This window comes from Synechococcus sp. H55.11, assembly GCF_047462475.1.
Classification (GTDB): Bacteria; Cyanobacteriota; Cyanobacteriia; order Thermostichales; family Thermostichaceae; genus Thermostichus.
The window spans coordinates 1-16,875 of the sequence record NZ_JANSJI010000084.1 but is presented as its reverse complement, the minus strand read 5'-3'; the positions used below and the strand labels follow the sequence as shown (position 1 = coordinate 16,875).

At 60.4% G+C, this 16,875-nt stretch carries 16 protein-coding genes and 1 tRNA gene; 12 read left to right on the top strand and 5 right to left on the bottom strand.

Features of this window, described 5'->3' with window-relative positions:
• Positions 1 to 273: 273 nt before the first annotated feature.
• The 6 genes from NW853_RS03720 to NW853_RS03695 all read left to right on the top strand — a co-directional run bounded on the left by NW853_RS03720 (position 274) and on the right by NW853_RS03695 (position 9,784).
• The gene (locus NW853_RS03720; RefSeq protein ID WP_414334458.1) at positions 274 to 1,899 is read left to right on the top strand and encodes a peptide chain release factor 3; all 1,626 of its coding nucleotides are present in this window, start codon (positions 274 to 276) and stop codon (positions 1,897 to 1,899) included.
• A gap of 134 nt (positions 1,900 to 2,033) precedes the next feature.
• Positions 2,034 to 3,257, top strand: a complete 1,224-nt coding sequence (locus NW853_RS03715; RefSeq protein ID WP_414334460.1) for an aminotransferase class V-fold PLP-dependent enzyme — start codon at positions 2,034 to 2,036, stop codon at positions 3,255 to 3,257.
• 153 nt (positions 3,258 to 3,410) lie between these two features.
• The gene (locus tag NW853_RS03710) at positions 3,411 to 6,050 is read left to right on the top strand and encodes a TIGR03960 family B12-binding radical SAM protein (protein WP_414347820.1); all 2,640 of its coding nucleotides are present in this window, start codon (positions 3,411 to 3,413) and stop codon (positions 6,048 to 6,050) included.
• A gap of 778 nt (positions 6,051 to 6,828) precedes the next feature.
• Complete coding sequence (locus NW853_RS03705; RefSeq protein WP_414347819.1) at positions 6,829 to 8,994, top strand: Rne/Rng family ribonuclease; 2,166 nt, start codon at positions 6,829 to 6,831, stop codon at positions 8,992 to 8,994.
• 62 nt (positions 8,995 to 9,056) lie between these two features.
• Positions 9,057 to 9,689: a ribonuclease HII gene (locus NW853_RS03700; RefSeq protein WP_414334483.1), complete on the top strand. Its 633-nt coding sequence runs from the start codon at positions 9,057 to 9,059 to the stop codon at positions 9,687 to 9,689.
• Between the two features lie 21 nt (positions 9,690 to 9,710).
• Positions 9,711 to 9,784 (top strand) — tRNA-Arg (locus NW853_RS03695).
• 170 nt (positions 9,785 to 9,954) lie between these two features.
• Here the strand turns inward: NW853_RS03695 and NW853_RS03690 are convergent.
• From NW853_RS03690 to gvpA, 5 genes are all read right to left on the bottom strand, one after another.
• The gene (locus NW853_RS03690; RefSeq protein ID WP_414334466.1) at positions 9,955 to 10,380 is read right to left on the bottom strand and encodes an LptA/OstA family protein; all 426 of its coding nucleotides are present in this window, start codon (positions 10,378 to 10,380) and stop codon (positions 9,955 to 9,957) included.
• A gap of 74 nt (positions 10,381 to 10,454) precedes the next feature.
• Positions 10,455 to 10,787, bottom strand: coding sequence for a gas vesicle protein (locus tag NW853_RS03685; protein WP_414334484.1), 333 nt, complete (start codon positions 10,785 to 10,787; stop codon positions 10,455 to 10,457).
• Between the two features lie 41 nt (positions 10,788 to 10,828).
• Positions 10,829 to 11,713, bottom strand: coding sequence for a gas vesicle protein GvpN (gvpN, locus tag NW853_RS03680; protein ID WP_414334468.1), 885 nt, complete (start codon positions 11,711 to 11,713; stop codon positions 10,829 to 10,831).
• Between the two features lie 88 nt (positions 11,714 to 11,801).
• Positions 11,802 to 12,809: a gas vesicle protein GvpC gene (gene gvpC / locus NW853_RS03675; RefSeq protein ID WP_414347816.1), complete on the bottom strand. Its 1,008-nt coding sequence runs from the start codon at positions 12,807 to 12,809 to the stop codon at positions 11,802 to 11,804.
• Between the two features lie 240 nt (positions 12,810 to 13,049).
• On the bottom strand, positions 13,050 to 13,268 hold the full coding sequence (gvpA, locus tag NW853_RS03670; RefSeq protein ID WP_011429717.1) for a gas vesicle structural protein GvpA: 219 nt from the start codon (positions 13,266 to 13,268) through the stop codon (positions 13,050 to 13,052).
• A 291-nt stretch (positions 13,269 to 13,559) separates the two neighbouring features.
• On the opposite strand from gvpA, the gene NW853_RS03665 reads away from it, so the two are divergent.
• From NW853_RS03665 to aroH, 6 genes are all read left to right on the top strand, one after another.
• Positions 13,560 to 13,871 carry an Hfq-related RNA-binding protein gene (locus NW853_RS03665; protein ID WP_414334472.1) on the top strand — a complete coding sequence of 104 codons (312 nt, stop codon included), beginning with the start codon at positions 13,560 to 13,562 and terminating at the stop codon, positions 13,869 to 13,871.
• 147 nt (positions 13,872 to 14,018) lie between these two features.
• Positions 14,019 to 14,702 (top strand): V4R domain-containing protein, encoded by a 684-nt coding sequence (locus NW853_RS03660; RefSeq protein WP_414334474.1) that lies wholly within the window; start codon positions 14,019 to 14,021, stop codon positions 14,700 to 14,702.
• Positions 14,699 to 14,950: a hypothetical protein gene (locus NW853_RS03655; RefSeq protein ID WP_414334475.1), complete on the top strand. Its 252-nt coding sequence runs from the start codon at positions 14,699 to 14,701 to the stop codon at positions 14,948 to 14,950. The genes NW853_RS03660 and NW853_RS03655 overlap by 4 nt, the downstream gene beginning before the upstream one ends.
• A 45-nt stretch (positions 14,951 to 14,995) precedes the next feature.
• A complete protein-coding gene (locus NW853_RS03650) occupies positions 14,996 to 15,478 on the top strand; it encodes a hypothetical protein (protein ID WP_414334477.1) in 483 nt (160 codons plus the stop codon).
• 64 nt (positions 15,479 to 15,542) lie between these two features.
• Complete coding sequence (locus tag NW853_RS03645) at positions 15,543 to 16,232, top strand: V4R domain-containing protein (RefSeq protein ID WP_414334479.1); 690 nt, start codon at positions 15,543 to 15,545, stop codon at positions 16,230 to 16,232.
• Between the two features lie 90 nt (positions 16,233 to 16,322).
• On the top strand, positions 16,323 to 16,697 hold the full coding sequence (gene aroH, locus NW853_RS03640) for a chorismate mutase (protein ID WP_414334481.1): 375 nt from the start codon (positions 16,323 to 16,325) through the stop codon (positions 16,695 to 16,697).
• Positions 16,698 to 16,875 lie beyond the last annotated feature (178 nt).

Sequence of the window (16,875 nt, the reverse complement as noted above, 5' to 3'; positions counted from 1 at the left end):
CAAAGGATCTCTGTCCTCGAGTGCCAGGCAACGGTAGAACCAAGTCCTGTGCTACGGTCAGAGTAGGTTACCCCCAGCTTTTCAGCCTGTGCTCCCTCCCCCGCTAGCGGACGGCCATCCCAGCCTTTTTCATTTCTACTCCTCGCTAGAGCTCTCCATCGTCTGCGAAGCAACAGCAGGGCCGCAAGGGGAGTGCCATCGCTATTTTTTAAGGGTCGCGTAGCGTCAGCGCGCTGTGAGACGAGCGGGTTTTGATTGGAGCAGTAACTTTTCATGAAAGCAGTAGATTTGGCCAACGCTATCCAGCAACGGCGCACCTTTGCCATTATTTCCCACCCCGATGCCGGGAAAACCACGCTTACGGAAAAGCTGTTGTTGTACGGGGGGGCGATTCAAGAAGCGGGGGCTGTAAAGGCCCGCCGCGCCCAAAAGCGGGTTACCTCCGACTGGATGGAGCTGGAAAGGCAGCGGGGCATTTCCATTACCTCGACCGTGTTGCAGTTTGACTACCGCAACATTCGCCTCAACTTGCTCGATACTCCCGGCCACCAAGACTTCAGTGAAGATACCTACCGCACCCTGGCGGCGGCTGATAACGCTGTGATGCTGGAAGATGCCGGCAAAGGGCTAGAACCCCAGACCCGCAAGCTGTTTGAAGTCTGTCAACTGCGGAAGTTGCCGATTTTTACCTTCATCAACAAGATGGATCGCCCCAGCCGGGATCCCTTGGAGCTAATGGACGAAATTGAGACTGAGCTCGGCCTCAAGCCCTATCCTGTAACCTGGCCGATTGGCTCAGGGGAGCGCTTTACAGCTTTGTTTGACCGACGCACGCAGGAGTTTCATTTCTTTGAGCGGGTCTCGCGGGGACGGCTGCGGGCCAAAGAAATGGTCATCAAGCTGGGGGATCCGCAAATTGAAGACTTGGTTGAAAAAGATCTCTATTACCAATTCAAAGAAGAGCTGGAGCTGTTGGATGGCCTCATGCCCAGCTTGGATCTCAAGCAGGTTCATGCTGGCAAGCAAACGCCGGTCTTTTTCGGCAGCGCCATGACCAATTTTGGGGTGGAGCTGTTTCTCAATGCGTTTCTGGAGTATTCTCTGCCGCCAATGCCCCACGAGAGCACGGCAGGGCTGATCCCACCCGAACATCCTGAGTTTACCGGCTTTGTCTTTAAGCTACAGGCCAATATGGATCCCCGCCACCGGGATCGCCTTGCTTTTGTGCGCATCTGCTCCGGCAGGTTCGAGAAGGACATGGTGGTCAACCATGCCCGCCTCAACCGCCCCATCCGCCTCTCCTATCCCCAAAAATTGTTTGCTCAAGAGCGCATCTCCATCGATGAAGCCTATCCTGGCGATGTCATCGGCCTCAACAACCCTGGCATCTTCAGGATTGGGGATACCCTCTACACCGGCCCGAAGTTGCGCTACGCCGGGATCCCCAGCTTTTCGCCGGAGCTGTTTGCCTATTTAAAAAATCCCAACCCCTCCAAGTTTAAGCAGTTCCAGAAAGGGGTATCAGAGCTGCAGGAAGAGGGAGCGGTGCAGATGATGTACTCCCTCGACGAGTCCAAACGGGATCCGATTGTGGCCGCAGTGGGCCAGTTGCAGTTTGAGGTGCTGCAGTACCGCCTGGAACATGAGTACAACGTCGAAACCCGGCTGGAGATGCTGCCCTACACGCTGGCCCGCTGGGTAGAGAATGGCTGGGAAGTTCTGGAGAACATCCCCAGCCTGTTTAACACCCTTATCGTCAAAGACATTCAAGATAGGCCCGTTCTCCTCTTTAAAAACGAGTGGACCTTGCAGCAATTCATCAGCAGCAACCCCAAAATCAAGCTGAGCAAAATCGCCCCCCTTGAGGATCTCAGTCCAGAGTCCAATGGCAGCCTGTAGAGGCATCCTAAAGAACTCTCCTCCCATCCGATGGTCTGACCGCAGCCCTGTCCATCTAGCCTTGACACTCTTAATTTTCTGGGCAAGCTGCTTGGACGCGGATCCCAGATTTTTGTAACACAGGCGACTCAGCCATGTCTTTTTCCTCAAGTGCCGGATCGGATCCCTACTGCTTGGAAGCGGCTGCCAGTGCCGAGGCACCGCTTTGCGACCGCTCGTTGTGGGGGCTGGATCCCCAGGCCATTTTTTTGAATCACGGCTCTTTCGGTGCGACCCCGAAAAAGGTGTTGCAGGCCCAAAGTGCTTGGCAAGAACGCCTAGAGGCCCAGCCGGTGCAGTTTATGGGGGAAGAGCTGCCGCGGGCTTTGCGGGCGGCGGCGGCAGAGCTGGCCCAGTTTGTCGGGGCCGAACCCGAAAATCTCGTGTTTGTGGAAAATGCCACTGGCGGCATCAACACGGTGTTGCGCTCGCTGTCGTTTCGGCCAGGGGATCAGATTGCCTGTACCAACCATGGCTACGGGGCTGTCCGCCAGGCGTTGCGCTATGTCTGTGAACGCTGGGGGGCCGTGCTGGCGGAAGCGCAGATCCCCTTCCCCATTGCGGGGCCGGAGCAGGTTCTGGCAGCGTTTGCAGCCATTCTCACCCCCCAGACTCGGCTGGCGGTGGTGGATCACCTCACCTCGCCCACGGCCCTGATCTACCCCTTGGCGGAGCTTGTTGGCCTCTGTCGGCAGCACGGGATCCCGGTCTTGGTGGACGGGGCCCATGCGCCGGGGGTTCTCCCGTTGGAGTTGGAAAGCCTAGGAGCCGATTGGTACACCGGCAACGCCCACAAGTGGCTGTTTGCCCCCAAAGGCTGTGCCTTTCTGTGGGCGGCCCCCCACCGCCAGGCCCAAACCCATCCCCTGGCCATCTCCCACGGCTATGGGCAAGGGTTCACAGCCGAGTTCGACTGGGTGGGCACCCGCGATCCCAGCGCTTGGCTGGCCATCTCGGCAGCCCTGGCCTTCATCCGGGAGCTGGGGGTGGAGAGGCTGCGCCGGTACAACCACACGCTGCTGCTGCAGGCGCGGCAGTTGCTCTTGGAAAAACTGGAAGGGATCCCACCCGCCCCTGAGAAGATGTTGGGCTTCATGGCGACCCTGCCCTTGCCACCCTTCTGGCAACAGTGGATCCCGGAGCTGCCCTTGGCGGAGCGGGCCCGCCGCCTGCACGACTACCTCTGGCAGATGCACCGCATCGAAGTTCCCATCATTCCCTTTGCCGGCCAGCTTTGGGTGCGCATCTCGGCCCAGGTTTACAACCATTTGGCTGAGTACGAACAGTTGGCGCTGGCCTTGCAGCGGTTGCCGAAGTGATGTGCGCCCTCACCCCCAACCCCTCTCCCAGAAGGAGAGGGGAGATGGGGTTGAGAAAGAGTTTTGCTGTTCTATCCGCCCTGGGTTTGGGCTGCCGGGAAAGTTCGGCTAGAGTCAGATCAGTAGCTGCGTTCACTTCTTGCTCGGATCCCCATGCTCTCTCCGGCTGCCATGCAAGCCCATCTAGGCCCCATCGATCTGGATCGCCTGCTCACGCCTGAGATCCAGCGGCCAGCCCGCTACTTGGGGAAAGAATTCGGCGCCGCCCACCGCCCCTGGGACTCGGCGCGGGTGCGTTGGGTGCTGAGCTACCCGGAGCTGTACGAGGTGGGGGCTTCCAACCTGGGCCACATCATTCTCTACAACATCCTCAACGCCCAGCCGGATCAGTTGTGCGACCGCACCTATCTGCCAGGCCCGGATTTGGCGGCCCGGATGCGGCAGTTGCGGATCCCGCTGTTTGCCGTAGAATCGCGCCGCCCCTTGCGCGCTTTCCATATTATCGGCTTCAGCCTGGCCTACGAGCTGGGGGGCACCAACATCTTAGAGATGCTGGATCTGGCCGGGATCCCGCTCAAATGGTGGGAACGGCAAGCCTTCACCCCGCAAGAGTGTCCCCTGATCTTTGCCGGTGGGCCGACCGCCACCTCCAACCCAGAGCCCTTTGCCGACTTTTTTGACTTCTTCGTCTTTGGGGATGGGGAAGAGGTACTGCCGGAGATCGGCCAGGTCTTGGCCGGATCCCTGCACAAGCCCCGCCGAGAAGTGCTCTTGGAATTGGCCCAGGTGCCGGGGGTGTACGTGCCCCAGTTTTACGAGGGGATCCCGCCCCGACCCATCGTGCCCGGCGTGCCGGAGCGTATTCGCCGCCGCGTAGCGCTGCCCCAACCCCAATACGCTGTCGGCCTGGTGCCCTTGGTGGAGACCGTCCACGACCGCCTGGTGATGGAAGTGCGGCGGGGCTGTACCCGCGGCTGTCGCTTTTGCCAACCCGGCATGCTCACCCGTCCAGCCCGCGATGTGGAGCCGGAAGCAGTAGTGGAAGCAGTGGTGCAGGGCCTGCGCAAAACCGGCTACAACGAATTTTCCCTCTCCTCCCTCAGTTGCTCCGACTACCTTTCCCTGCCGGCGGTGGGGGCCGAGCTGCACAACCGTCTCCTTGGCCAGCAGGTTGCGCTCTCGCTGCCCAGCCAACGGGTGGATCGCTTCGATGGGCAAATTGCCGCCATCATGAAGGGATCCCGCCGCTCGGGGCTGACTTTTGCCCCAGAAGCCGGTACCCAACGGCTGCGGGACATTATCAACAAGGGCCTCACCGACGCCGACCTGATTCGCGGCATCCGCACCGCCGTCCAAGAGGGCTGGGACAAAATTAAGCTTTATTTCATGATTGGCCTGCCCGGCGAGACCGACGCCGATGTGCTGGGGATCGCCCGCACGGTCGAGATGCTGCAGCGGGAGTGCGCTGCCCTGGGCCGCAAGCGGGTGGAATTTACCCTCACCCTCTCCAACTTCACGCCCAAGCCCCACACCCCCTTCCAGTGGCACCGGGTAGACTACGCCGACGTGCAGCGCAAGCAGGGCCTGCTGCAAAAAGAGCTGCGGCGGCTGCGGGGGGTCAAGGCCCACTTCACGGATATCCGCTTCAGCATCCTAGAAGACTTTATCGGCAAGGGGGATCGCTCCCTGGGCCGCATGATCGAGCAGGCCTGGCGGGCCGGCGCCGGCCTGGACGCCTGGTGGGAAAACATCGACGCCGCCTATGCCGCCTGGGTGAAGGCCTACTGCGGCGAAGCCGTGGATCCCAGCGCCGATCCGGTCGCCCTCTGCGCCCATCTCCCCATGCGCGAGCTGGGTTTGGAGGATCCCTTGCCCTGGGATCACATCGATACCGGCATCGACAAAAAATGGCTGCAGAAAGACTACCACCGCGCCCTGGAAGCCATCACGGTGGAAGATTGTTCCTTTGAGAAGTGCTCCGCCTGCGGCATCTGCGGCCCCGGCTTTGGCCACAACATCGTCATCCCGCCCCCGCCCGTCCCGCCCCTGCAAAGCCGGCCCACCCCCACCCCGGATCCCCTGGAGCCGCAGCCGCCCGCCCAGCGCTTCCGCATCACCTACGGCAAAACCGGGGATCTGCGCTGGCTGGGCCACCTGGATCTGATGCGGCTGTGGGAACGGGCTTGTCGGCGAGCGGGGCTACCTCTGGCCTTCAGCGGCGGCTACCACCCCATGCCCCGCCTGGCCAACGCCAACGCCCTACCCATTGGCCAGGAAGGCTATGGAGAGATCCTCGATCTGGAGTTGCTGGAGCGGCCTGAGGGGCCCGTCACCCCTGAGGAACTGCGCGCCCTTCTGAGCGAACAACTGCCCCCTGAACTCTCCATCCGAGCCATCCAAGCGATCGGCCTGCGGGATCCCTCGGCCACCGAAGCCGTCTATGCTGCCGAATATCAGCTCACTGTAAGTTGCGAGTCGCCCACTGCCGACTGGCCGGCCTGGGTCACCCAGATCCTGGATGCGCGCGAGATCTGGATTGAGAAACGCTCCAAGTCGGGCAAATCCGCTCCCTTCAATGCCCGTGCCCTGCTCTACTACCTGGAGTTTCAGGGCTTGGCCCCCGACGGCAGCGCCCACCTTCTCTACCGCGGCAGTTGCCGCAACGACGGCGCCTACCTACGGCCCAACCAACTGGTGCAAATGGCCGAGTCCCTGGGGTTGCCCTGCTGGACGTTGCAGACGGCCAAGCGGCTGCGCCTGTTGTGGGAACACCCCCTGTCCGATCAGGATTAAGGATTTCCCAGGGGAGCAGCCCAGCTGTTGAGATCCGGTCGCAGCAGCGTTGCGCGGCAAAATGGCCAAGTGCCTATCTGGGCTGAGGGATCCCACAAGCGCTATAATGCTGCTACTACTGGCTCCTGCCGCTGTGGGGCTTGCCGAGCATCAACCTGACCGAAGGCGGAGCGAGCAGCAGGCAAAGGTTGGGCCGGGTTTTGGAATGGAGACACTCTTAGCTCAGTACCCGGGGCAAGTAACAGGCACGGCGGGGTCAAACCATAGGTGAACAGAGGGATCTGACCGTTTGACCTAGCCCGGGCTATATCTTAACCCTGAGAAGGTGCTTCTTTCCACGTGCAAACCCCGTCTTGTTGTTGGCTCAGGCTGGGGTCGCACAATTGGGGTTCTGCAAGGAGCCAGCGTCCCATCTCCCGAGGCGGAGCCGTCATGCTTACTGAGCCTGTCGATTGAGCCCATCCATGAATCTCCATGCAAACCTCACCCCATTCATGCATCTCCACCGATGAGCTTTCGTTGCAAGCAGCAGAAGCCCTGCGCTGGACTCGCCAGGGCCAGCATCGGGTAGTTCACCTGAACTTAACTCGCCTCACCCCTTGGATGAGGAAGCTAATCGGTTCTATTCCGTCAGAGCAGAGCTTAGGGTAATAGACAACTCCATGATGAGTCGATCTTGGTTAAAGAAACTTGAGCGGATCCCGGCCAAAGGACGACGCCTCGCCCGAATGAGGGTTCAGTCCGCAACCGCGTGCCCTTGGGGCGGGGAGGAGGGTTAATGCCCAGGCAGATCGTCATTGCCGAGCAACATCGAGTGGCAGCCGTCTTCGCCGAAGACCAAGTGCAGGAGCTGATCGTCGCCAGCGGCGCTCACCAAGTGGGGGATGTTTACGTCGGGATCATCGAGAACGTTCTGCCCAGCATTGATGCCGCTTTTGTCAACATCGGCCCCGCCGAACGCAATGGCTTTATCCATGTCAGCGACCTAGGCCCGCTGCGCCTCAAACGCAACCATGCCTCCATCTCCGAGTTGGTCTTGCCCCAGCAAAAGGTGCTGGTGCAGGTGATGAAAGAGCCCACCGGCAACAAAGGGCCAAGGCTAACCGGAGATTTGGCCTTTCCAGGGCGGTATTTGGTGTTGCGGCCCTACGGCAAAGGCGTTCACCTGTCCCGGCGCATCGAGGATCGGGAAGAACGCAACCGTTTGAAATCCCTGGCTATCTTAATTAAACCTCCGCAGATGGGCCTGCTGGTACGTACCGAAGCGGAGGGGGTATCCGAAGAGGCGATAATCGACGACCTGGAGCAGTTGAAAAAGCTCTGGGAAGATATTCAACAGCAGTATCAGGCGGCACGGGAGCCAGGCCTGCTCAGCCGGGACGATGATTTCATTCAGCGGGTGCTGCGGGATGTCTACTCGGAGGACGTGAACCGCATTGTTACCGACTCTGTTGCTGGCGCAAAGCGGGTGCGCAGCTATCTGCAAGGTTGGAACAAGGGCCAGATGCCGCCTGGCGTCGTGGTCGATGCCCACCGCGAGCCCACCCCCATCCTGGAGTATTTCCGGGTCAATGCGGTCATTCGCCAGGCGTTGCGGCCTCGGGTGGATCTGCCCTCCGGTGGCTACATCGTCATCGAGCCCACCGAGGCCCTGACGGTGATCGACGTCAACTCCGGCTCTTTCACCCAATCGGCCACCTCCCGCGAGACGGTGCTGTGGACCAATTGCGAGGCCGCCACCGAGATCGCCCGCCAATTGAGACTGCGCAACATTGCCGGTGTGATCGTGGTGGATTTTATCGATATGGATTCCCGCCGCGACCAGTTGCTGGTTTTGGAGCACTTCAACAAGGCCCTCTCCAGCGACAAAGCTCGCCCCCAGGTGGCCCAACTCTCGGAATTGGGTCTGGTGGAGCTGACCCGCAAACGGCAGGGGCAAAGCCTTTACGAGATCTTCGGCCATTCTTGCCCCACCTGCGAGGGGCTGGGGATCCTGGCCCGTCTGCCAGGGGCGGAGCCGGGACGGCTGCTGACCGTCGAAAGTGGCCTGACTGTAACACTGCCCAGCGAGGCGGAGGAAGGGGATGAGGAAGAGGCTGGCCCGATCCTGCCCCGCGATGGCAACGCCCAACGGGCCCGTCTGCGAGTCGGGAGCGATGGGTTGTCTCGAGGCGATAGTCGCGCGCTGCTGCGGCGGTCACGCTCTGCCCCCGGACAACGACGCCCCAGCCCGGATCCCTTTTCGCCCTTTGCTGCCTCAGTCGATCTGGAGGAGCCACGGGTTGAAACCGAACGCAAGCGCTCCCGCGAAGACTGGGGGGATCCCCGCACTAGCCAGCGCCTCGTTGTGCGCAGCACGGATACGCTTGCCGAAGAGGAAACCCCGGAGCCGCTTGGGGAGGATCCCCTGCAGGGGGGTGGAGCAGAGCCGAAGCGCCGCGAACCCCGCCGTTCTGGCCGCGCCGAGGAGGCAGAACCCACCCTACGCAAGAGCCACACTGCCCCGGCCCGAGCTGCTGGCGCCAGCGGGACGGAGTCCTCAGAAGGCCGTCCAGCTCCGCCACGGCAAACCATCACCGTGGAGATGACCCCGCTGCAACAACGGGTCTACTCGGAGTTGGGGCTATCGCCGCTGTTGCTTCTGGATCAGCCGCCACCTTGGGGCCGCGACCTGGCGGTTAGGGTGGTTCTGCCGGGAACTGTCAAGGCGGAAACCAGGCCAGAGACTGAGGCCACTGCTCAGTCGGAGGAGTGGGTGCCCGAAGCGGATGCCTTGCAGGAGAAGGAGCCGGTGGATAACCTTCCCCCACCCGAAATCCCCTCTGCTGAATCGTTCCCATCAGCGGTGGGGAGCACCTTGGCCGAGCCACCGGCGGAACAGGGGATCAGCCCTGCCCAGCAATCTCCGGCAGCCTCCAGGCGACGCCGCTCCCATAGCAGTTAGACCAGCCGGTTGAGCGCAGGAGCACGGTGGTCTGGTGGGTTGATGGCTCCAGGGCTGGCGTTGTGGGCAAGACGGCGAAGCCCAGTTTGGTTTGGGAGGGATCCCTTTGGCAACAGGGGATTCTCCGAGTGGCGGGGGTGGACGAGGTGGGGCGGGGGGCGCTGGCGGGGCCGGTGGTGGCAGCGGCGGTCATTTTGCCGGCCCAGATGGATCCCAAAACGCTGGAGGGAGTGAGGGATTGCAAACAACTGCGCCCGCCGCAGCGCACCCACTGGGCGGAGCGGATTCGCCAGGTGGCCCTGGCTGTGGGTATTGGCAGCGCCTCTGCCGCCGAGATCGACCAGCTCAACATTCGCCAGGCCACGCTGCTGGCCATGCAACGAGCGCTGGCGCAGGTGGGGGAAGTGGAGCACATCTTGCTGGATGGGTTGCCGTTGGCCGAGCTGGGATCCCGGCAGACGGCGCTGGTTAAAGGGGATCAGCTCAGCCTCTCCATCGCCGCCGCTTCCATCGTGGCCAAGGTCTGGCGGGATGCCCTGATGCAAAGCTGGGATCACCAGTACCCTGGCTACGGCTGGCGCACCAACGTGGGCTATGGCACGCAGGAGCACCGACTGGCGTTGCAAAACCTAGGGCCGACCCCGCAGCACCGCCGCAGCTTTTTCCCCTTGGCAGAAGGGAAAATCAGGCGATAAGATAGGTTATGCAATAGCGCTGCCCACGTAGCTCAGTGGACTAGAGCACTGGGTTCCGGTCCCAGGTGTCGGAGGTTCGAATCCTTTCGTGGGCGCTTCAAACGTACAGACGAGCCAAGTCCCTGCTGTAGGGCAGGGTGGGCATAACTTGCCATTGGGAACAGGAGCCAAAGCTGATTCAGGGGTGAACCACCCCATTGGCCTCAAACTCATATTCCTCAGGGGCGACCGGAACGCAGAGGGTTGATGGGCCAAACACTCGATCTCAAGGGCTTGCGGTCGGCTCTGGCAGCACGTAAACGGACTCCACCTGGCTCCCTGCTGCCGGCGCAGCCTGGATCGTGCCTTTTTCGATGTAATAGATGACCTTTTCTGCTTGCAACTGATTTTCCCCTTGGCGGATGGTGACCTGGCCCTCCAGCTCAATGCGTTGCTCCTGGCTGTAGTACACCGCTCTTTGGGCGCGGGCCGTGAGGCGCTCGGCAGGGAAGCTGAGGGTGACGTTGCCAGTGGCTATAAACACCCCCGTATTGGCATTGGCCTCCTGAACATCAGCGCTAATGCTGATGGCGCGCGGATTTTGCCCCCAGGCCGGGCCGGGGATCGCAAGCGCCACCACCACACCCATCGACCAGCCCAGCTCCCTCAGCCGGCCCAAAACCTTGCGATCGAGGTTGATCCCCAGTGCCATCCCATCACCTTGTCAAACCACCCCAGCAGCCAGTCTAGCCTGGGATCCCGGATCCCTTCTGACGGGGCAACGTGTTAATCGCTTCCATTTCCCCCCTTGGGCAGCCCTTGGGCCAGTTGCTTTTCCAGCTCGCTGACCCGCTGCAGTAACTGGCGGTTGGTTTCCAGCAGCTCCCGGGCTTGGCTGTTGAGATAGGGATCCGATTCCCACCAGTTGATCCCGATCTCCTTGGCCTTGTCCACCGAAGAGATCAACAGCCGGATGCGGACATTGAGCAGCTCCACATTGCCCACCGAAACGGTGATGTCTCCAGCAATAACAATGCCCTTATCCAGCACCCGCTCCAACACGTCGGCTAGCGAGGAGCCGTGAGTGGCCGTATTCAAGGGTTGAGAGCTAATCGGCACAGGGTTCATCGACCTCCAGAGCGCACCCACAGGCAGAAGACCTAGCCAGGCAGTTGGTCTAGCAGATAATTCAGTAACTGGGATCCCTCTTCATAGCGCTTGCCGGCCCGGGGCAACAGCACGTCGGCACACAAAGCGCGAAAGTCGGCATTGTCTTTGCTCACCGCCAGCTCGTGCTCCTTGACGATCCGCCCGATCATCAGACAACTGCGCAGGCTGGGGTGGCGGGTCAAATCCAGCTTGCGGCGAAAAGCCCGCACAATGTGCACGATCTTGAGCGCATCGGGGGCAGATAGACCAATGCGGGCAGTGAGGATCTCTTTTTCGGTCTCGATGTCCGGTTCCCCCATATCGATGGTGATCATCCGATCCAGCAGCGCATCTTGGGCCTTGTGAACCCCGGTGTATTCCTCTGGGTTAGAGGTAAAGATGGCCCGGAACTGGGGATGCACCCGCAGATATTCGGAGCGGTTGCTATCTGGCGGCAACACCAGCAGCCTCTCTTCCAAAGCGCTCAGGAGGGCGTTGTTGGCCTCAGGGCGGGAGCGGTTGAACTCGTCGTAGATGAGGGTAAAGCCCTCGCGGCAGGCCAAGGTGAGGCGGGCATCCACCCAGCGCTGCCGCACGTCTTCTTCCATTTTCACCACCGAGTGGATGAAATTATCCACCACCCGCCGATGGGTAAAGCCGGTGCGCCCGCCGATCAGGTCGGAAGAATCGAAGCGATCATCGCCGTAGATCAGCATGATGGGACGGCCCAGCAGGCTGGCCAGATGCATCGCCAGGGTAGTCTTGCCCGTGCCCGAAGGCCCCCGCAGATGCACCGCAAAACCCGATTGCAGATAGCGCAAAGCGCGGCGGGTAATCCGCTCGATGTAAGGAGTGTTCACAAATTGGCGGGGACGCGCCTGCAGAACCGTGGCCATAGCAATACCCAACTCTCAATTGCCTTGACGCTCTTGCCTTGACTATAGCCGCAACGGTCTTTTTGCGCTCCTAGGGACTGCGCTGGGCTCAGACCACAACCGTCGCTGACACCATACGCCGCAAGGTGGCCAAGATTTCCGAGGGATCCACCCCCAGATCCACTGCACCGCGGGCCAGCAGATCCCGCACCCGCTCCCGATCCCCGATCACCTGCAGCAACGTGACATCGGGATCCTGCGCTTGCAGGCTGGCCACATAGTCGTTGACGTAGGCCACGATGGGATCCAGCTCAGGGATGGGCTCGGGCGGAACTGGCGGAGGTTCAGGTGGTGTCACAGGAGGAGGGGCTGTGTTGTCTGAGACTGGAACTACAGGCTCTGGTTGGGTAACCTCAGTCGAAATCGTTGTTGCAGCTTTGACCGAGCTCTCAGGCGGCTTATCACCCTCTTCAGATTCCTCAAGATCTGGGACAATGGGCCGATCCCCTGGGATCCCATTCCCCCACACCTGCTCGTGCAACGCCTTGCGGAAAGCTGTCAAAGCCTGCCGCAGAGCCTGGGCCTCTGCCCGCTGTTCTTGAGCAATCTGAGCCAGCTCCTGCTGCGCCAGTTGCCGCAAAGCTTGTACCCGTTGCCGCAACTCAGTATAGAAAGCCTGCCGCACTTGTCGGGTTTGGTTGGCCATGGCCTGCCGCGCCTGGGCACAGGTGCTCAGCAAGCTCTCCGCGGTCGCTGTCAAGTTGGCTTGAAAAGTCTGTAGCTCCTGCTGCTGGGCCTGCGATTGGGCGGCTCGTTCTTGGGCCATGCGAGAGAGAAGCTCCGCCACCGTTTTAGCCCGCTGCGCCGCAGCCGCCATGCGAGAATGCTCGTCCAAGGCTCGCTGCGCCGCCCGGCTCTGCTCCAGGTTGCGCAGTTGGCTGCGGGTTTGTTCTCTCTGCTGCCGTATTGCCTCTTGTCGTTCCTGGCAACGTTGTCTCAGCTCGGCCATCAGAGCGCGGTGCTGCTCCAGGCGCTGCTGCCGGGATCCGCTTAACAAACTTTGATTTTGAGCCGCCCGTTGATTACGGGCTACGACCCACTGTTCCTGCAAACTCATGGTGTGCAATCCCCCTACGTCCTTCTCAATGCCTGGGCGAATGCAGTTCTCCGCTTTTTCCCAACTCGCTCTCCACCAGCACGGCCTGTAGCTCAACACCACCGCCCAACTCGATCCCCAAGCCGAAGCTAAGGAAACAAGGCAGAGATCGACGGCGGATCCCTGCCTCGCCTTCTCGACGACCCGACCCTTCGACCCCCGCGGTGTTGAAGGCAAGGGAATCGAGCGATTGGGTCAGATTTAGACGGCAGGGGCAGCAGCGGTAGCCGTCAGGCCCACAGCCTCGGCGTATTTCAGGTAGGTTTCCACCGAAGCCACAACGACGCGCGCCTCAATGGCCAACAGCTCGATCCCCACCAAAGAAACCCGCACCCAGGCATCGACCACGATCCCTTTGTCCAAAATGCGGTCGATCACTTCGGCCAAGCTGGAAGAAGAGTTCACTTTCTCGACTGCCATAACGATCTCTCCTGCACAGATGATGGTTGAAAAAGACAAACAATTCTGTAGCAAAACAGCAGGCAACAAGGATCCCAAGCTGGGATTTGCCTTCCCCAGGGCGACAAGCGCACTTTCTGTCGCCCCAGCCCTATTCTGCTAACTTTTTTCGGGGAGAACACCCGTAGATTCGCTTAAAAAATACGGCAGGCCGACAAGACTTACCGTCTTTTCCAAGCGCCATCCCCCCTACATAGTACCCGCCGAAAGAAAAAGTGGGTCAGAGGGCAAGAGCGTTTTTGGATCCCGGCTATGGAGATTGTCCAGCCAAGGTGCGGGCCAGCAGGGATCCCCTATACTGAGAGCAGTGCGCTTGCCGTCCTTTCGCTGGCCAAGAGGGCTGCCGTGACCGAGTTCAACACCGGGATCCCAAGCGTGCGTCGCCTGCAAAAAGTGATCAAAGATCGAGAGATCCTTGAGGTAAAGCTCAACACCGGGGATGTCTTTGTCGGCCAGTTGCGCTGGCAGGATCCCGACTGCCTCTGTTTGGCCGATGCGGAAGGGCGGGAAGCGCTGCTGTGGCGCTCCGCCATCGCCTTCGTCAAAGTCAGACCTCCCTCCTAAACCCAAGTCCCCGCACTGGCCGTCGCTGGCTTCCCGGCAGCAGAGGCTCTTTTCTTGCAGCTATCGACGGCCCTGGCCAAAGCCCTCGGCGGAAAGGCTATGATTCAGCAAGAAGTGTGAAACAATGGACACCCTCTCTCCGCCCCTATGACAACCACTCCCCTCGAGTTGCCCCTGCAGCCTGCTGCCCAACGGCACAATCACTACAGCCGCGAAGACTTTTATCGTTTCGACCCCTCCCAGGGATCCCTGGTGGACTGGACGGGCGCGCGCAACGTCTTGGTAAGCGAAGACTTTATCCTGGGCCTACAGCAGGGCTTAGAAGAAGAAGTGGGGGATGCCTCTGCCTCGTTGATGTACACCATTGGCCGCGAGTGGGGGAGCAACGACGCGATCCACTTCTCCCGCTGGTTCGAGGAGGAGTATCGGCGCAAACCCAAGCAGAGCCACCTGATGTTCCTTTTGGAAACCTGGTGGTGGCCCTTGACCTCGCAAGGCTGGGGGCGCTGGGAGGTGGAGACTGAGGGCCGGCGGCAGGGATTTATTTTCATTAATTTGTTCGACTCCGCTGTGGCTCGCACCCTGGGGGATGTGGGTAAGCCCGTTTGCCACCTCTACGCCGGATTGTTTGCCGGGTTTTTTAGCGCCATGGTGGAACGGCAGCTCAACTGCATCGAGATCCAGTGCTATTCCATGGGGGAAAGCTACTGCAAATTTTTGCTCGGCAGCAAAGATCGCATCGATGCCGCTGCCTTTTGGCTCAACGAAGGGGCCAGCGCCGGCGAAATTGCCCAAAAGTTGCGCTCCGGTCAGGGAGTGGCCAAAGCATGACAGCAGAGGTTTTTCTGGAAGAGTCGGTGCAGAGCTTTTTTGCCCATTTAAATTGGGATAGCCGACCGCGGCAGAGTCCCTCGCTGCCCATGCCTTTTGTAGGGGTGCGGGAGTACTTCGGCTCCATCCCCTGGTCGGGGGATCCCCTGACTTTGGCGGCCCGTTCTATGGGATCCCTGTCGGCAGCGCTGCCGCCTCAGCCTGAAGAGAAACAGATTACTTTGGCCGATTTATTCAGCCTGTTTTGAACTCCGACACCCGCTGAGCACCCACCGACCCTTGGGAGGAGCGAGATGGTGAGCCCACTGGAGCAGATGCTAATTGAGGCAGAGGCCCGCTACCTCACACCGGAGCAACTGGAGCAGCTCAAAGCCTATGTGCTCGGCTGGCCCAAAAGGCTGCACGTGTACCGGGCCGTACGGGAGGGGGAGAGCCAGATGGTGAGCCGCACCCTAAACACCCTTCAAAAGGAGATGCCCAACCTTTCCTCTCAAGTGGTGGATCTCTGCCGGCGGCACCTGCTCCTGTTGCTGCGTTACAGCGCTCTGGCCATGTTGCTCCAGGACGAGAACCTGTTGAAGGAGCGGCTGATCGAGTGGATGGAGGAAGAGGTGCGCCTGTACAAGCTGCAAAGCGCCTACGAGGTTGCTTATCGGATTTGTCAGCAAGAGCTAAGGGATCATCTGGCCCCTGGAGAGCTAGAGTTTATTCGCCCCTTGATCACCCAGGCGCAAGCAGCTTTGCTCTCTTTGGACGGACTCAGATCAACTGAGTAGAGGTCTCTCCTGCTGAGTTTCCCAATTGCGCTGCCCTACTTGATAGCCCAGGGATCTTTGACATATGGCCGGCACCACCGCTATCCCCAATGGCTCCACCAGCTTCGACCCCTATACGCCTGTTTTGGGCAACTACTACGCGCCCAGCGCCTACCTGCAAAGTGACCTGGAGTCAGGCTTGCTGGAGAGTCGCCACGGTGACCGGCTCTTGGCCCTTCCAGAGGCATTGCTGAGGGGTATCTACACCGGCTTGGAATACGAGACGGGGCAAGCCGCTCGCCTGGTGTTGCGCAACTGTGGTCGTATGTGGGGCAAGGAATTTTTCCGCCGTTTTGCCCAGGAACTCTCTGACTACTACCAGAAGCCTCTGGCCGAGCTGGAGATGGGCATTTTCCTCCAAAGTCTGAGACAAGCTTGGAAAGCTCACGGCTGGGGGTTGATCGAGATCGACTGGACCTACAAAGATCAGGGGGTGCTGGTGGTGTCGATCCGAAACTCTCCCTTCGCTGCCGCTACGCCCCCTCATTTCAAGCGCCCGATGGGCTTTTTGGAAGCAGGCCTGCTGGGCACTTGGTTTAGCCAGTTAACCGGCCAGGATCTGGCCTGTGTGCAAACCACCAGCGAGGCCTTGGGGGCGCAGAGCAACTTGTTTATCTTGACCGCTGCCGCCCGCCTCAAAGAGGGAGAAGCCTGGGTGGACTCCGGCCTCAGCCACGCTCAGATCCTGGAGAAGCTGTTACAGCCTGGCCCCTAACCGGAGCTGGCAGGGGATGGGATCCCGTGGAGATGAGTCTGTATAATTTTCTGGAAGCAAGACGAGCTCAAAGGCGCGAGGGTGTGGCCATTGGGGTGGCGAGTCAGAGCAATTCGGGGAGCCATCACCGTACCGGCAAACACTGCCGAGGCGATTGAAGCGGCAGTAACAGAGTTGTTGGACGCACTGGAACATCGCAACGCTCTAGATCTGGCTGAGTTGGTCAGCGTTATTTTTTCCGTTACCCCTGATTTAAATGCGGCTTTTCCCGCCCAATTTGCCCGTCGTCGCCCCGGCTGGGAATCGGTACCGTTGTTGGACGTGCAGCAGATGGGGGTAAGCAGCGACCTGCCCCGTTGTATTCGCGTTCTGATCCAATTGAATACTCCGCTTGCCCAAGCTGACATGCAACATGTGTATCTGCGAGGTGCCCGCGAGTTAAGGCCAGATCTCAGCGCTGTTTAACCGATGGGAAGCCGCGGGGTTTTCCGCGGTTACGGCCATTTATCTCATTTCAAACAAAAAAATATGAAGAAACTACATCCATCCCTAACTCCCCTCTCCCTGAGGGAGAGGGGTTGGGGGTGAGGGCTGCCTCAGGGAGAGGGGTTGGGGGTGGTCGCGTGAGCGGCGCGGAGCGCTT

Bases quoted from the DNA above. Each gene is read 5' to 3' on its own strand.
- NW853_RS03715 (WP_414334460.1), top strand. From the start codon at position 2,034: ATGTCTTTTTCCTCAAGTGCCGGATCGGATCCCTACTGCTTGGAAGCG.
- gvpC (WP_414347816.1), bottom strand. From the start codon at position 12,809: ATGAGTTTGCAGGAACAGTGGGTCGTAGCCCGTAATCAACGGGCGGCT.
- NW853_RS03650 (WP_414334477.1), top strand. From the start codon at position 14,996: ATGGTGAGCCCACTGGAGCAGATGCTAATTGAGGCAGAGGCCCGCTAC.
- NW853_RS03690 (WP_414334466.1), bottom strand. From the start codon at position 10,380: ATGGCACTGGGGATCAACCTCGATCGCAAGGTTTTGGGCCGGCTGAGG.
- gvpA (WP_011429717.1), bottom strand. From the start codon at position 13,268: ATGGCAGTCGAGAAAGTGAACTCTTCTTCCAGCTTGGCCGAAGTGATC.
- NW853_RS03655 (WP_414334475.1), top strand. From the start codon at position 14,699: ATGACAGCAGAGGTTTTTCTGGAAGAGTCGGTGCAGAGCTTTTTTGCC.
- NW853_RS03720 (WP_414334458.1), top strand. From the start codon at position 274: ATGAAAGCAGTAGATTTGGCCAACGCTATCCAGCAACGGCGCACCTTT.
- NW853_RS03660 (WP_414334474.1), top strand. From the start codon at position 14,019: ATGACAACCACTCCCCTCGAGTTGCCCCTGCAGCCTGCTGCCCAACGG.
- NW853_RS03710 (WP_414347820.1), top strand. From the start codon at position 3,411: ATGCTCTCTCCGGCTGCCATGCAAGCCCATCTAGGCCCCATCGATCTG.
- NW853_RS03645 (WP_414334479.1), top strand. From the start codon at position 15,543: ATGGCCGGCACCACCGCTATCCCCAATGGCTCCACCAGCTTCGACCCC.
- NW853_RS03665 (WP_414334472.1), top strand. From the start codon at position 13,560: ATGGAGATTGTCCAGCCAAGGTGCGGGCCAGCAGGGATCCCCTATACT.
- NW853_RS03705 (WP_414347819.1), top strand. From the start codon at position 6,829: ATGCCCAGGCAGATCGTCATTGCCGAGCAACATCGAGTGGCAGCCGTC.
- gvpN (WP_414334468.1), bottom strand. From the start codon at position 11,713: ATGGCCACGGTTCTGCAGGCGCGTCCCCGCCAATTTGTGAACACTCCT.